Genomic DNA, 14,951 nt, shown 5'->3' on the forward strand with positions numbered 1-14,951 from the left:
GAACGACATTTTCGGCATGTCCATATGCCCAAGAACGGTGCAGCTAGGCGATGGGCTCGCCGTCTTCCACGGGCGGGGGCTCGGCGGCGGGCAGGGCGACGACGAAGCACGCGCCGCCATCGGCCGGCGCCTCCACCCAGATACGGCCGTGATGCGCGCTCACGATGCCCTCACACACGGCCAGACCCAGGCCGACGCCGGTGGTGGCCGATTCCTTCTCACCGCGCGTGAACTTCTCGAAGATGGTCTGCACCGAGCCCGCCGGCACGCCAGGGCCATGGTCGCGCACACGCAGGCGCAGTTCATCGCCGCGCGCGTCGTCGTGGACGATCTCGCCGGAGATGCGCACCTCGGTGCCGGCCGGCGCAAACTTGCCGGCGTTCTCCAGCAGGTTCGCCAGCACGCGCTCCATCAGCGGCCCGTCGCAGCGGATGAGCGGCAAGGCAGCGAGGTTATCCACAACCACACGATGATCGGGCAGCGGAATCGCCTGGAGCGCTGCGCCGACGAGTTCTTCCATCGATTGCCACTCCAGCCGCAACTTGACGTCCTGGTTCTGCAGGCGCGCCATGTCGAGCAGGTTGGTGACCATCGTGCGCATGCGCTGCGCCTGCTGGCCGATGGCGCTGGCGGCCTCGGCCTGCAGCGCGGGCAGGGGCGGCTGCGCACGCAGCAGCGTCTCGGCCATCCCCACCAGGCCCGTGAGCGGTGTGCGCAAATCGTGCGACACGGCGGCCAGCAGGGAATTGCGCAGCCGCTCCGACTCCATGCGCACCAAGGCGTCGCGGGCAACCTCCACGTAATGCACGCGTTCAATGGCAATGGCGATGAGCGTGGCGCAGGCGTCGATCTGGCGGCGGTTGTCGGGCTGCGCGAGCACGTGGAAGGTTTCTGGCTCCACGGCCAGTACGCCGCGAATGGCCATCGGCGCTTTCAGGGGCAGATACAGCACCGAGCCCGACGGCAGCGTGTGCGTGCCCGTGCCGGCAGGCTGGCCGTGCTGGTATGTCCAATCGGCCAGCACGCGGTCCAAATTCGGCATGCCTGACGGTGCATCGGTGGAGCCTTGCGGCTTGGCGACCTGTGGCGCACCGAGCCGCCCATCGAGCCCGACGAAGAAGAACGCGCAGCGCCCGCCAAAGGTCGCGTTGACGAAGCGCCCGCCGATGCTGACGATCTGATCCAGCGTGAGCGCGGCGGACAGTTCACGCGCGGCCTCATACAGCGCATGCGCAGCGGCCTCGCGTTGCACCGCCACCTCGGCCTGTTCACGCAGGCCCGCCGTCAACTGGCCCACCAGCATGCCCACGGCCAGCATCACCGCAAAGGTCAGCAGGTACTGCACGTCGCTCACGGCAAAGGAATAACGTGGCGGCACGAAAAAGAAATCGAACAGCGCCACCGACAGCACCGACGCCAGCGCCGCCGGCCCCCGCCCATGGCGCATCGCCACCGCCACCACGGCGGCCAGGAACAGCATGACGATGTTGGCCAGATCGAAGACAGGGCGCACCAGGCTGGAGAGCGCCGTCGCAATCCCAACGTACACGCACGCGGCCACGTAAGCCGGCTTGAGCCAACCGGCCTGTGCATCGGCAGCGCGCTGCGCTTCGCTGCGCACATCAGCACGGCCGACCTCGGCTGCGCGCGGGGTGAGCTGGATATGCGCCGGGTCCGCCGCGGCGCGAATCACGTCAACCTCGGGGCAATGCCGCGCCAGTGCCTCGGCAAAGTCGCCGCTGGGCAACCGGCGCTCCAGCCCGATCGTCAGTCGCAACGCAACGACGATAGCCCGCGCCGATCGCCAGCGCTTCTCGGGCGGCCGCCCGATCACGGCCTTGGTGATGTTGTGGCGGCGGATATAACCGGTGATGGCCTCGACGGCATTGGTGCCGGCCAGCGTTTCCACGCGTGCGCCCGCATCTTCGGCCAGCTTGAGCAACGCATGCAGGCGTTCGGCGCGCGCATCGGCCGCACGCAGATGCGGCATCACCACGGCCACGGCGTGCCAATCGCATTCAAGCTGCGCGGCCAGGCGCGCGGCGCTGCGGATCACCTGTTCGCCGTCGCCCTGCGGGTCCAGGCAGGCGACGACGGTCTCGCGCGTGCGCCAGACGTTTTCAATGCGGCGCGCGCGGCGGTAGGCCTGCACGTCGTCGTCCACGCGGTCGGCGGTGCGGCGCAGGGCGAGTTCGCGCAGGGCGATGAGGTTGCCCTTGCGGAAGAAATTGCGCGCCGCATGCTGCGCCTGCTCGGGCATGTAGACCTTGCCCTCGGCTAGGCGGCGCAGCAGTTCATCGGCCGGCAGGTCGACGAGGATGACTTCGTTGGCGGCATCGAACACCGCATCGGGCACGGTTTCCCACACGCGGATGCCGGTGATGCTGCCCACCGCCTCATTCAGGCTGTCGAGATGCTGGACGTTGACGGTGGTCCAGACGTCGATGCCGGCGGCAAGCAGGTCTTCAATGTCCTGCCAGCGCTTGGGGTGGCGCGAGCCTGCCACGTTCGAGTGCGCAAGTTCATCGACGAGGATGAGCGCGGGCTTTCGCGCCAGCGCAGCATCCAGGTCGAACTCGGGCAGCGTGCGGCCCTTGTATTCGATCTGGCGGGTGGGGAGGTGTTCGAGGTCGGCGACCAGCGCGGCGGTTTCAGCGCGGCCGTGGGTTTCGACCAGGCCGATGATGGCGTCAATGCCTGTTGCGCGAGCGGCCTTTGCTGCTGCCAGCATCGCGTAGGTCTTGCCTACGCCGGCTGAGGCGCCGAAGTAGATGCGGAGTTTGCCGCGGGCGGACTGCGCCTTGCCGGAGTTGAGTTCGGCTAGGAGTTGGTCGGGGTTGGGGCGCGCGGCTTCTGGCATGTTGCGTATTTTGGGTGTTTTTTTGTTGTTGGTGCATCCCTGGTTTCACCCCCTGCCGGGGCTGACTCACTTTCTTTGTCTTGCCAAAGAAAGTAAGCAAAGAAAGGCGCGCCCGAGATGGCGAAAGATTCCTTGAATTTGCGTAACCGTGCGGAGACGGGAAAAACTCGCTGCGCTCAGACAGTTTCCCGTCTTTTTTCCGCCCGCTTACGAAAATTCAAGGCGCCATCTAGGGCCGGGTACGGCCACACCATCGAAGAACAAACGCAGTAGGTGCGTGTGCGGCAAGCCGCGAAGCAAGGCAAACAAAACAAAATCATCGGTGGAGTGCGAGCGCAGCGAAGCAGCACACAGCAACAAACGAGACACCGACAGAACACGCAAACCAACGGTTTGGCCTTTGACGTTCCTGCCCTAGATGGCGCCTTGGATTTTTGTTGCGGGGAGGATAAAGAGGGGAGGCCTGTCTGAGCGCAGCGAGTTTGCCTCCCCTCCCTCCCCGCGACACAAATCCAAGGGGAAGTCGCCATCTCGGGCGCGCCTTTCTTTTGCTTACTTTTCTTTGGAAGACAAAGAAAAGTAAGTCGGTCCCGGCAGGGAACGAAAGGGGGATGGACCACCAACATCAAACCCAGCAGTCCACAAACCCCAACCCCTCACTTCAAATCATCCAACGCCAAATTCAGCTCCAACACATTCACAGTCGCCTCCCCAAACACACCAAGAATCGGCCCTTTGGTGTTCTCGCCAACCACCTTCCTCACCAAGTCCGGCGACATGTGCCGCGCACGCGCCACGCGCTCAACCTGGTACGCCGCAGCAGCCGGACTAATCTCCGGGTCCAGCCCGCTCGCAGAAGCCGTCACAAGATCAGCAGGAATCGGCGCACTGTTCGTCGGGTCCGCTTCCTTGAGGGCAGCAATCCGCGCCTTAGCCGCCTCCGTCAACGCGGGGTTGCTCGGTCCCAGGTTGGACCCACCAGAAGCCTGCGCGTTATACGCGTTCGGCGCAGTCGCCGAGATCCGCCCCCAGAAATACTCGGGCGTTTCAAAGTTCTGCCCGATCAGCGATGAACCGACTGCCTTGCCGCCACGCTCGATGATCGAGCCGCCGGCCTGCGCCGGAAACAGCGCCTTGCCTATGCCCGTCACCACCACCGGATACAGCACCCCGGTAATGAGCGACAGCCCAATGAAGACCGCCAGCGCCGCACGCAGCAGCCCACCTTGTTGCGGCACATCGGCCTGCGCGTTTTGTGTTGTGGTTGCCATGAATGCACTCCTTCCTTAGACCCAGCCCATTGCGGCCAGGAACATGTCGATGATCTTGATGCCGGGGAAGGGCAGCAGCAGGCCGCCCAGGCCGTAGACCAAGAGGTTCCGGCGCAGCAGCGCAGCCGCCCCCAGCGCGCGGTACTTCACGCCCTTGAGCGCCAGCGGGATCAGGAACACGATGATCAGCGCGTTGAAGATCACCGCGCTCATCACGGCCGATGCGGGCGTGGCCAGGTGCATCACGTTCAGCGCGGCAAGCTGCGGATACGTGGTCGCAAATGCGGCGGGGATGATGGCGAAGTACTTCGCCACGTCATTGGCGATCGAGAACGTGGTGAGCGAGCCGCGCGTCATCAGCATCTGCTTGCCGATCTCGACAATCTGGATCAGCTTGGTGGGGCTGGAATCCAGGTCGACCATGTTGCCGGCCTCCTTGGCGGCCTGCGTGCCGCTGTTCATGGCGACGGCCACGTCGGCCTGCGCCAGCGCGGGCGCATCGTTGGTGCCGTCACCGGTCATGGCAACGAGGCGGCCCTGGGCCTGCTGCTCGCGGATGAGCGCGAGCTTGGTCTCGGGCGTGGCTTCAGCAATGAAGTCGTCAACCCCCGCTTCTGCTGCGATGGAGGCGGCGGTCAGGCGGTTGTCGCCGGTGATCATCACCGTCTTGATGCCCATCTGGCGCAGCTCGGCAAATCGCTCACGAATGCCGGCCTTCACGATGTCTTTCAGCTCTACCACGCCGAGCACGCGGTCGTTGTCGGACACCACAAGCGGCGTGCCGCCTTGGCGCGCGACGTCGTCCACGGCAGTCGACACGGCATCGGGAAACTTGCCGGCCAGCAGCGTCACGTGCGTGCGAATGGCATCTGCCGCCCCCTTGCGGATCTGACGGGCGTCGCCTGCAAGCGAGACGTTGATACCGCTCATGCGCGTTTGCGCAGAGAAGGCGACGTACACGGGCTGCGTCTTCGCAAGGGCAGCTTCATCGATGGACGCCTCGCCCAGGTTGCGTGCCAGCGTGACGATGCTGCGGCCTTCCGGCGTTTCATCGGCCAGCGACGACAGCCATGCCGCCTCGGCCAACTGCTTGGCCGTCACGCCCGGCGCGGGAATGAAGCGCGAAGCCTGACGGTTGCCGTGCGTGATCGTGCCGGTCTTGTCGAGCAGCAGCACATCCACATCACCGGCAGCCTCCACAGCGCGGCCCGACGTGGCGATCACGTTGGCTTGCATCATGCGGCTCATGCCGGCCACGCCAATCGCAGACAGCAACCCGCCGATGGTGGTCGGAATCAGACACACCAGCAGCGCGACCAGCACGGTAATGGTGATGGGCGAGCCGGCCTTCATCGCCTCCACCGAGAAGATCGAGTACGGCAGCAGCGTGACGGTGGCCAGCATCAGGATGATGGTCAGGCTCACCAGCAGAATCGTCAGCGCCAGCTCGTTGGGCGTCTTCTGGCGCTTGGCGCCTTCCACCATCGAGATCATCCGATCAAGGAAGCTCTCGCCGGGGTTGGCGGTGATGCGCACGATGATCCAGTCCGACAGCACGCGCGTGCCGCCCGTCACGGACGAGAAATCCCCGCCCGATTCGCGAATGACCGGCGCCGATTCGCCCGTGATGGCGCTTTCGTCCACCGACGCCACGCCTTCGATCACCTCGCCATCGCCGGGCACCATGTCGCCGGCTTCGATCAGCACGATGTCACCACGACGCAGGGCGGTGGCAGCGCGCGCTTCCGCGCGGTCTCTGCGATGCGGGTCTGCCAGCACCTTGGCCTGCACGGTGGTCTTGATGCCGCGCAGCGATGCCGCCTGCTGCTTGCTGCGGCCCTCGGCCAGCGCCTCGGCAAAGTTGGCAAACAACACCGTGAACCACAGCCACACCGACACAGCGAGGATGAAGCCCGCAGGCGCTTCCGCCTGGCCGCGCAGGGCCATCACCCACAGGATGGTGGTGAGAATGCTGCCGATATAGACGACAAACATCACCGGGTTCTTGGCTTGCGCGCGCGGCGACAGCTTGCGGAAGCTATCCACAATGGCGGGCTTGACCAGTGCCGACGAGAACATCGACAGCTTGCGCACATCCTTGGCAGATAGCGTCGTGTGCGTGCTGCGCGCCTGCGGCTCGGCGGCTGCGGCAGTACCAGTACCGGCGCTGGGCTCAAGCTTGTGCTTGACCGTACGCACGGCAGGTTCGGATTCGGGATAACGGATAGCCATAAGGCACCTGTTGATATTGGGTAGACGACTCGCCTTGCGCTTAGCGCGCAAGGTGTTCTGCGATGGGGCCGAGCGCGAGGGCCGGGATGTACGTGAGCGCGCCCACCAGCAGCACCGAGCCGATCAGCAGCACTACAAACAGCGGCCCATGCGTGGGCAGCGTGCCGGCCGTCACGGGCAGGCGCTTCTTGGCGGCAAACGTGCCTGCCATGGCCAGCACCGGCACGATGATCCAGAAGCGGCCCAGCCACATGCAGATGCCCAGCGCCACGTTGTAGAACGGCGTATTGGCAGACAGGCCCGCAAACGCGCTGCCGTTGTTGTTGGCGGCAGACGAGAAGGCGTACAGCACTTCAGAGAAGCCGTGTGTGCCGGGGTTGAAGATGCCCGCCTTGCCCTGCGTCACCACCACGGCCACGGCCGTGCCCACGAGCACCAGCAGCGGCGTAACGAGGATGGCGATGGAGGTCATCTTCATCTCGAACACCTCGATCTTCTTGCCGAGGTATTCCGGCGTGCGGCCGATCATCAGGCCCGCAATGAACACGGCCAGGATGGCGTACACCAGCATGCCGTACAGGCCCGAGCCCACACCGCCAAACACCACTTCGCCCAGTTGCATCAGGAACATCGGCACGAAGCCGCCCAGCGCGGTCAACGAGTCATGCATGGCATTGACGGCACCGCACGACGCCGCCGTGGTGATCGTGGCAAACAGCGACGAGGCCACGATGCCAAAGCGCGTTTCCTTGCCTTCCATGTTGCCCACCGCCTGATCGATGCCGAGGTTGGCGAGCATCGGATTGGCGTGCAGCTCAGCCCATGCCAGGAAGACGGCAAGCACCACAAAGAGCACCGTCATCGCCGCCAGCACAGCCCAGCCTTGCCGACCATCGCCCACCATGCCGCCAAACGTAAAGCACAGCGCCGCCGGGATGATGAAGATCGCCAGCATCTGCACGAAGTTGGTCAGCGCGTTGGGGTTCTCGTACGGGTGTGCGGAGTTGGCGTTGAAGAAGCCGCCGCCATTGGTGCCCAGCATCTTGATCGCCTCTTGCGACGCGACCGGGCCCATGGGCAAGGTCTGCGTTTGCGTGGTGGCTTTCTCGGTGACGGGGTTGCCTTGCGCATCCTTGAGGGGATTGCCCTGCGCGTCCATCTTCGGGTTGTCGTACGTGGTGGCGGTGACGGTGGTCACCTCCTTGTAGCCATCGAAGTTCTGGATCACGCCCTGGCTCACGAAGAACACCGACACCAGAATCGACAGCGGCAGCAGCACGTAGACCGTGGCGCGCGTGAAGTCGACCCAGAAGTTGCCGATGGTGTTGGCCGAGTGGCGCGCAAAGCCGCGAATGAGCGCGATCACCACCGCAATGCCAGTGGCGGCTGACAGGAAGTTCTGCACCGCCAGGCCGAGCATCTGCGTGAGATAGCTCATCGTGCTTTCGCCCGAATAGCCTTGCCAGTTGGTGTTGCTCACAAAGCTGATGGCCGTGTTGAACGACGAATCCGGCGTAATGGCAGCAAAGCCCTGCGGATTGAGCGGCAGCCACTGCTGCGCGCGCTGCAGCGCATACACCGCCAGCGCACCTAGCACGTTGACGACGATAACGGCCAGCGCATAGCGCTTCCAGCCCATCTCGGCCTGCGGGTTGACGCCGGCCACGCGATAGAACAGCCGCTCGATGGGGCCGAGCCAATGTGTGCGCGACGGCTTGTCACCAAACACGCCGGTCATATACGCGCCCAGCGGTTTGGCCAGAACCAGCAGCACGACCAGGTAGATCGCCAGCTGGAGGAGGAACGCATTCATGGTGTGCCTCGCAGTGTTGTTAGAAGCGTTCGGGCCACAGCAAGGCCACGAACAAGTAGACGAGCAGAACCACCGTGATGGCCCCGGACAGCACATAGAGCCAGGTCATTGCTGTTTCTCCATCGCGTGCGTGGTGGGTTGGTCTTTGGCAGCAAGCCGGCCGGAGAGGGCGAGCAAGCCGCCCACTGCCAGGGCCAGCACCGCAAGGCCGGCGAGATAAACGAGGTCCATATGCGCTCCCCTTTCCTTCAGGTCGTGGTCGTTAGAACGTCTTGGTCACGGCCAGCAGCGCGGTGGCCTTGCCCATGTAATTGCCGCGCGCGTTGGTGTAGGCGGCGCGCGCAGCGTTGGTATCGATGTACGCAAGCGAGGCCGTCCAGCCGCTGCCGAAGTCTTTCGTCACGCCCACCTTCCAGTCGGCATACGACGTGCGCACCACCTGATGCGGCACCTGCTGATAGCCCACGTGCAGGTTCAGCGTGAGGCCCCAGAAGCCGGTGTCGAAGTTGCCCGACAAGTCGAAGTACTGGCTGTGGTGGCTGTCGGCAAAGCCGAACAGGTTGGAGAACGCGTGCGAGTACTTGAACGAGACCGGCCCGTAGCCGATCTGTGCATAACCCTCGGTGGTGTGCGGGCGGGTGTAGCCGTCGGGGTAGCTACCCGGGTAGTAGTACTGCAGCACGCCCGCATCAATGGGCACGTCCTTAATCAGCTCGGTCTTGTAGCCGCCGTAAAAATCCATCTCGATGGGGGCGGAGACGTTGGGGTTGGAATCCCCCAGCCAACTGATCGACGAGTTCCAGTTGCCCACATAGAAGCCGTTGGGCAGCGCGTAATCCACACCGCCCTGGATGGCGGGCTTGTTGTTGGTCTGCATGAGACCGCGATAGCGGTACTGGCTGGCCAGCGTGACGTTGGCCGTGAGCGGGCTGGCGGGCGCGGCCGGTGTGGCAACGGGCGCCGGCGCAGCCTCAGTGGACTGCGCAAAAGCGGCCGCGCTGGACAGTGCTGCGGCACAGAAGACAACGCCACCGATGACGGTGGCGTGCAAAGAAACCTTGGCTTGCATGGACCTTTCCCTTGTTGTTTTGGGTGCCGCACGGCCCGGCGCAGGTGCGCGTCAACTGGGGCCGGATGCGGCGTGCAGGCAGGCTCCCGTCACAGGGCCTGCGTGCAGTGCAACAGTAGGGAAAGGGGGTAAAAACGGGGTAAAGGTTGGGGGGAGGGGTGTAAACGCCGTGTAAAAACGTACCACTGCCGGATCAGCGATTGATGGCCAATGGCCTTCTAGCCAGTCGCCGACTTTGAGCCGCCGCTGCACATCCAACAGGCACAAACCTTTGCAGATATCCAGGCCCCTTCTGGCTAGGCTTGGTCGCGACTCTTTCGGCTTGCCGAGAACGACAAGGTCAACGCGATACACAACGAGCTAGGAGATGCGCGCATGGATTCCAAGGAGCATTCGTGAAGCGATGGATTGCACTGTGCTTGGGATTGTTTTCGCTCAATGGGATTGCTCAGATTCCCGAATCGATCGTGAGAAGCTGCATGCTTCTGGAAAGTGCCGGGCCGGACGTCGACTACGCTGAGATTGAGAGCACTGGAACAGTCAGCGACGACGAAATTCACGGCTACTCGGTTTTTTCCTGTGTTCGCCATGGCGTAACGTTTGGCTATGCGACTGCGAACAAGGGTTCGCGTGACCTGATCGTTGTCGGAGATCGGAGGATTCCGATTTCCCAGGCAAAGAGGCTAGGAAGGGATCGTCCACAACGCATTGATTCTTCGAAGGCCATTTATTCGATCCTAACCAAGGGGCATAAAAGCTATTTCTGCATTGCCTCGAATTTCGGTGGACTGGGTCGGAGCGGGTCGTTTCAAAATGTTCGACAAGCCTACATAGCACCGTTGAAAGTCGCTCATAGCGCTAGCAGCATGGAAGCGGTCTATTACGGTCTGCGGGACATTCGGAATTTCGCAAACGGAATCCTGCAGCGTTAAGCATTGAATAGATTAATTTCGTCTCATGGTAGTTTTGCCATGATCCGGTCGAGAGGGGAGGGCGGCAGCAGGATATATGCATCCTCTCTCGAGGCATCCATGCTGTAATAGACTCGATCGCGATCAAAAAACATCTTCGGCGCCAGATCGTAATACTCTCTTTTCGCCAAAATCGCCTTCGTATTTGCATCATAAAGTCTAAATAGCGTTCCATCCTCGTATGGAAGGAGGCAGACCTCACCAATATATTGATGATCTCTGCTTTTCTCTTGTTCGCAAGCACTCGCACCCATGCGATGGCGTGCTGCCAGCTCATATTGCGCACCAATTATCAAAACAGCAATGAGCAGCATCGTTTTGCATCTGCGCTTTAGGAAGCTTTCGGCCACGAGGCGCCCGGCATTTTCAACCCCTGCCTTACCGGCGTTGTTCCGCCACCAGATCTTCTGAAACAAGAAATAGAGAACGCATGTCGAGATCAAACCTATCGCAATCGCTGTAAACAGCCAGCGAATCAGGATAAACAAACTCGCACCCAAACCAGGCATCATATAAATCACCTTGCAACAGGGATCGCATACCAAGAAAAGAAAATTACCGTGGGCGCCCTACAAGGTTTCTCCCGTATTCAGATCAAATTCGATAACGAACGGGCGATTAAAATATATTTTTCTTACATCAGAATACAAAATTAAATCACCACCCTGCTTGTGCTTCAACTGCCAATCCCGGTAGCTGTCATTGTAGACGGGGTAGTATATTGTCCAATTTTCAATAGCTCCATTTTTGGAATAGGGCAGCCTCGCTCCACGCTTCTTTGTTGTCTCGCCAATCGCGATCGCGTCTACAAGGACAACAAATCCAGTATGGTTCCAATGGCCCAAATACTGACTCCCCGATTCGGTCGAGCGATCGTAGAACGTGAAAATGTCGCGCATATATGCGCAAACCTCACGGATTTCGATTCTACCGAAGACCTTATTATTGCGATCAACGTATGTTGTATAGCGATACTTACCAAGGGCGAGGTAGAACGCGAATGCCCCAAGCGAGCCGTACAGATCGTCCATGAATCGCCCATTTTCCCACTGAATTCCCCTGAACAGCATTGCGAATTTCTCGCCACCATTGCTGTCGACGGAAATAAATTGGTACTGCCAACTCTTGTGAAGATCATGGACACTCTCTCCGCAAAGCCCCCAGGGGTCTACGGTGTATTGAGAGGGTTGTGTTCCCCTGACCATATCAACAATAACGCTCCTAGCTTTCTTGGTGAATATCTTATTTCTTGTCAAATCCTCATACTTGATTTTCGCTCGATCAAATTTAAGAATCCAATCCAACTTAAACATGGTTGTATCAATCATGTCTGGCGGAAATGGCTTCCCATCCTGATTCACACTGAGCGCCTCCCCCTTGTCGCTTGTGATGTAGTTCAGTTCACCAGCAAACCATTTTCTTTGCAGCTTTGCTGACATCGACCAACCAATGCGGTCCATTGCGTCAGGAATTTGCTGAATGTCGAAAGGCTTCACTCTTGGCTTTTTGATTTCCGGTGCGACTGCAGGCTTTGGGGGCTTTGGTGGTGGTGGCGTATTGAGCCAGTCTTTGAAATCCAGAAACGCCTCGATCGCGCTCTTCGGCGGTCGCTTGGGTTCTGTTGGCTTCGGGGGTGGGGGTGACGGGGGAGGCTGGTCGCGCAACGGTGGCGCCGGTCTCGCCATCGATAGGGAAAATTCTTCTGCATCGACTGCAGTGCAGGCGCCCTTAGAGGGAACCCACCACGGCTGAAACAGGATGCTTCTCTCGAAAAACAACGGCTTCTCGTCTGGCTTATTCACTGCGTCTTCTACCTTTGAAGTTGCTTGTCCGGCTATCAAGCTGACGTGACCGCGTCATCCGTCCGCTTCTGCGGCCCCCGACTAAACCGCACCGCCAGCGCCTTCCGCGCCGCATCCAACCCTTCGCCCTGACCCGCCACCTTGAGAAACGCATACCCCTCCAACGTGGCGCTCATCACATCGCTGCCCAGCGCCAACTGCGAATCCGCCATGCGCTCGTGAATGCGGGCCACGCGCATGAGACGACTGCGTAGCTGATCGAAGCCCGCCAGATCGCGGCGCAGTTCGGCGAGGTCGAAATTGCCGGGCAGCAGGTTGGGGTTGTTGTTCAGCACCTCCACGGCCTAACGCGCGAAGGCTTCGGACTTGTCGCCCATCTTCACCAGCGTTCGGCGCTGAACCGGGGTGAGGTCGATCAGGCTGGCGAGCCGGTCTTCCAGCGTCTTCAGCGCGCCGTCGACGGCGGCCAGATCAGCCGAGGTGAGCTGATACGAAATCAAGTTCTGCGGCATTTCACTCCTCGTAAATCAATTGGCAGTGCCGTGCCATCAAGGGCACGAGGGCGGGAGATTGGCCGCTGCGGCGCTGGTCCGCAATGCCAGGAGGGGATTTCGGGCGAAGAATCAGAATGATCTGATGCGGCGCTCACAACTCGACACATCGAGAGGCGTTCTCGATGGCCAGAGCTCGGCGCTCGGCGTGCGAGGCTTTTTGCTCGGCGGCCCGAGCTCGGAGCTCGGCGCGTGAGGCTTTTTACTCGGCTGGCCGAGTTCGGAGCTCGGCGCGTAGGGCTTTTTGCTCGGGTGGCCAAGCTCAGAGCTCGGCGTACGAAAATCAGAATCCGGCGCGTACCCCCCATCGCTATAATTCCCCCGCTGCCGCACCAACGGCAGCCGGGCGTAGCAACCCGCACAGCAATCCTTAGAGAGACTGTCGCGCAAGCGACGGTCCGCCTTCGTTCGCTTGTGTTTTTCATGGCGGGCCGGGCGGGGAGACCTTCGGGTCTGCCGGTCGTTCTCTAAGGGCCGGTTTGCTACCCCCGCCGTCAGGCCCGCCACCCCGTGTAGCAACGAGATGGCGAGCCTCCGATGCAACTTAGAGAGGCCGACATGCCATCTGTCAAAAGCGGGCACGACCCCGCGTCCTATCCATCTCCCCCAGCACCACCACCCAGCCCGACGCCCACGTCATCCGACACAGGCAGGCTCACCAAGAACCGCACCTACCTGAACGGCGCCATCGCGGCACAGGCGTACTTGAAGCGGACTCGCACCGCCATGTGCACGCACGGCCAATGCCGGCCGGGCATGCTGCGCGAGCAGCTTCAACACCTCTCTGCACACGCATTCCCACCGGCGTTCATCAAAGGCTTTGTGGATGCGATTGATGCGTACGTATCGATGTCGCTTGGGGGACGCGATGTCGATCCGCAGACGTGGGACGTACTAGCCGCCATAGAGCGGCGGGGCTACGGCCAATAAAAACAGATTGATGCATTCCCGTGACGGGCGGGAATGCCATGGTCTCTGCAAAACCTCAAACCTTCTCCACCGGCTTCAACTCCCACATCGGCAGGTAATTCATGATCGGCCGCTCGAACGTGCCGCCCTTGTCGATAAAGGGCTTGCCCGAATCCAGCATCGGGCGGAACGTATCCAGTTGCTTGGCCGCGCCCAGGTCAGTCCACAGGCTCACGTTCGACAGCGACGACGTTGACTCGTCCTCGCCCACATAGAACGCGACCAGCCCTCGCATGGCCTCGATACCGGGCCGGAGCACCGCTTCGAGATCGTTCATCATCTGCCGCATCTCGGCAAACTTGTCTGGTGGGCACCGCAGAATTGAAACTCGGACGACTGGCTGCATTGGAGACTCCTCTCTCGTTGAGCTGCGTGAAACACCAATGAAGAAGACCGACGCTACTGCGCCAGAAATTTAACAACGGCATTCACCGTAGCCTGCGTCTGTTCCTCCATCAACCAATGCCCCGCATCGGGAATCACCAGTTCCTGCACGTTGGTGGCGGCATTGCGCATGACGATGGCCTCGTTCTCGCCGAAGGACTTTGCGCCGCCGATGGCGAGCACCGGCATGGGCAGCTTGGTGGCGATGGATTTCTGGTTGTCTTCCGCGTCTTGCGGGATCGACAGGAATTGCGCAAACGCTGAATGCATGGCGCCCGGCTTGGCGTAGAGGCGGGCGTAGTGGACCCGTGTGGCTTCGTCGATCTTTGAAGGGTCGCCGGCAAATTCATTCCAGAACCGGTCGAGGTAGATGCGCTCGCGGCCCTTGACCAGCCGCTCGGCATCGGGGCCGCCGAACGAGAAGTGCCAGAGCTTGGGCGAGCGGACGATCTGCTCCCACGGTGGCACTCCCGGCACGGGCGCATCCATTACGACCAGCCGCGTGGTCTTGTCCGGATAGCGTGCCGCATAGGCAAACGCCACCATGGTGCCGATGTCGTGGCCGACCACATCGGCCTGGTCGATGTTCAGCTTCGTCAGCACAGCCCGGATGTCGCCGGCCTGGGTGCGCTTGTCATAGCCGCCTTCGGGGTGCGACGACAGCCCCATGCCGCGCAGATCCGGCACCACCACGGTATGCGTGCGGGCCAGCTCGGCCGCCAGGGGCGCCCACATGTCGCCCGTGTCGCCAAAGCCGTGCAGCAACACCACCGCCGGGCCGCTGCCGCCGACGCGCACAAACAGCGTCGCCCCGTCGGTCTGGATGTTCTGGTGCCGAAAGCCCAGCGGATACGGCTTGACCTGCACTTGCGCAAAGGGCGTCATGGCAAGCATGAGCGCGACGGCGGCAAACAGTTTTCGCATGGCTGTTCTCTCCGGGGGCGGGTGGCTGGCCGGGCCGATGAGGAAGCAGCCTGCAGATCGAGCCACACACGCTGCGGGCAAACGCGCGACGCAGGGCCTCGTCAA

15 protein-coding genes are annotated in these 14,951 nt (G+C 61.7%); 2 read left to right on the top strand and 13 right to left on the bottom strand.

The window, feature by feature from the left end:
- Nucleotides 1–43: 43 nt before the first annotated feature.
- The 7 genes from BG83_RS0113095 to BG83_RS0113125 form a co-directional block, all read right to left on the bottom strand.
- On the bottom strand, nucleotides 44–2,860 hold the full coding sequence (locus BG83_RS0113095) for a sensor histidine kinase (protein ID WP_024977156.1): 2,817 nt from the start codon (nucleotides 2,858–2,860) through the stop codon (nucleotides 44–46).
- 656 nt (nucleotides 2,861–3,516) lie between these two features.
- Nucleotides 3,517–4,131, bottom strand: coding sequence for a potassium-transporting ATPase subunit KdpC (kdpC, locus tag BG83_RS0113100; protein WP_024977157.1), 615 nt, complete (start codon nucleotides 4,129–4,131; stop codon nucleotides 3,517–3,519).
- Between the two features lie 15 nt (nucleotides 4,132–4,146).
- Complete coding sequence (kdpB, locus tag BG83_RS0113105; protein WP_024977158.1) at nucleotides 4,147–6,363, bottom strand: potassium-transporting ATPase subunit KdpB; 2,217 nt, start codon at nucleotides 6,361–6,363, stop codon at nucleotides 4,147–4,149.
- A gap of 40 nt (nucleotides 6,364–6,403) precedes the next feature.
- Nucleotides 6,404–8,176, bottom strand: a complete 1,773-nt coding sequence (gene kdpA, locus BG83_RS0113110; RefSeq protein WP_024977159.1) for a potassium-transporting ATPase subunit KdpA — start codon at nucleotides 8,174–8,176, stop codon at nucleotides 6,404–6,406.
- Between the two features lie 19 nt (nucleotides 8,177–8,195).
- Nucleotides 8,196–8,285: a K(+)-transporting ATPase subunit F gene (kdpF, locus tag BG83_RS27790; RefSeq protein ID WP_004628487.1), complete on the bottom strand. Its 90-nt coding sequence runs from the start codon at nucleotides 8,283–8,285 to the stop codon at nucleotides 8,196–8,198.
- Nucleotides 8,282–8,407: a hypothetical protein gene (locus BG83_RS30040; protein ID WP_024977160.1), complete on the bottom strand. Its 126-nt coding sequence runs from the start codon at nucleotides 8,405–8,407 to the stop codon at nucleotides 8,282–8,284. Before BG83_RS30040 ends, kdpF begins: the two co-directional genes overlap by 4 nt.
- A 31-nt stretch (nucleotides 8,408–8,438) precedes the next feature.
- Nucleotides 8,439–9,245: a TorF family putative porin gene (locus BG83_RS0113125; protein ID WP_024977161.1), complete on the bottom strand. Its 807-nt coding sequence runs from the start codon at nucleotides 9,243–9,245 to the stop codon at nucleotides 8,439–8,441.
- Between the two features lie 395 nt (nucleotides 9,246–9,640).
- Here BG83_RS0113125 and BG83_RS0113130 point away from each other — a divergent pair, with 395 nt between their 5' ends.
- Complete coding sequence (locus tag BG83_RS0113130) at nucleotides 9,641–10,177, top strand: hypothetical protein (protein ID WP_152543699.1); 537 nt, start codon at nucleotides 9,641–9,643, stop codon at nucleotides 10,175–10,177.
- 23 nt (nucleotides 10,178–10,200) lie between these two features.
- Here the strand turns inward: BG83_RS0113130 and BG83_RS0113135 are convergent, their stop codons facing one another.
- The 4 genes from BG83_RS0113135 to BG83_RS29850 are packed head-to-tail and all read right to left on the bottom strand — an operon-like array spanning nucleotide 10,201 to nucleotide 12,530.
- Complete coding sequence (locus BG83_RS0113135) at nucleotides 10,201–10,728, bottom strand: hypothetical protein (RefSeq protein ID WP_024977163.1); 528 nt, start codon at nucleotides 10,726–10,728, stop codon at nucleotides 10,201–10,203.
- Nucleotides 10,729–10,785: 57 nt separating this feature from the next.
- Nucleotides 10,786–12,018, bottom strand: a complete 1,233-nt coding sequence (locus BG83_RS0113140) for a DUF6402 family protein (protein ID WP_152543700.1) — start codon at nucleotides 12,016–12,018, stop codon at nucleotides 10,786–10,788.
- A 35-nt stretch (nucleotides 12,019–12,053) separates the two neighbouring features.
- On the bottom strand, nucleotides 12,054–12,359 hold the full coding sequence (locus BG83_RS29845; RefSeq protein ID WP_235193192.1) for a hypothetical protein: 306 nt from the start codon (nucleotides 12,357–12,359) through the stop codon (nucleotides 12,054–12,056).
- Nucleotides 12,360–12,362: 3 nt separating this feature from the next.
- Nucleotides 12,363–12,530: a hypothetical protein gene (locus BG83_RS29850; protein ID WP_235193193.1), complete on the bottom strand. Its 168-nt coding sequence runs from the start codon at nucleotides 12,528–12,530 to the stop codon at nucleotides 12,363–12,365.
- 597 nt (nucleotides 12,531–13,127) lie between these two features.
- Between BG83_RS29850 and BG83_RS0113150 the strand changes: the two genes are divergently transcribed.
- The gene (locus BG83_RS0113150) at nucleotides 13,128–13,499 is read left to right on the top strand and encodes a hypothetical protein (RefSeq protein WP_024977165.1); all 372 of its coding nucleotides are present in this window, start codon (nucleotides 13,128–13,130) and stop codon (nucleotides 13,497–13,499) included.
- 55 nt (nucleotides 13,500–13,554) lie between these two features.
- Here the strand turns inward: BG83_RS0113150 and BG83_RS0113155 are convergent, their stop codons facing one another.
- Entirely contained in the window at nucleotides 13,555–13,818 is a 264-nt protein-coding gene (locus tag BG83_RS0113155; RefSeq protein WP_235193194.1) for a hypothetical protein, read from the bottom strand.
- Between the two features lie 119 nt (nucleotides 13,819–13,937).
- Nucleotides 13,938–14,846 carry an alpha/beta fold hydrolase gene (locus BG83_RS0113160; protein WP_024977167.1) on the bottom strand — a complete coding sequence of 303 codons (909 nt, stop codon included), beginning with the start codon at nucleotides 14,844–14,846 and terminating at the stop codon, nucleotides 13,938–13,940.
- Nucleotides 14,847–14,951 lie beyond the last annotated feature (105 nt).

The sequence above is a fragment of the Ralstonia pickettii genome (assembly GCF_000607165.1).
Classification (GTDB): domain Bacteria; phylum Pseudomonadota; class Gammaproteobacteria; order Burkholderiales; family Burkholderiaceae; genus Ralstonia; species Ralstonia holmesii.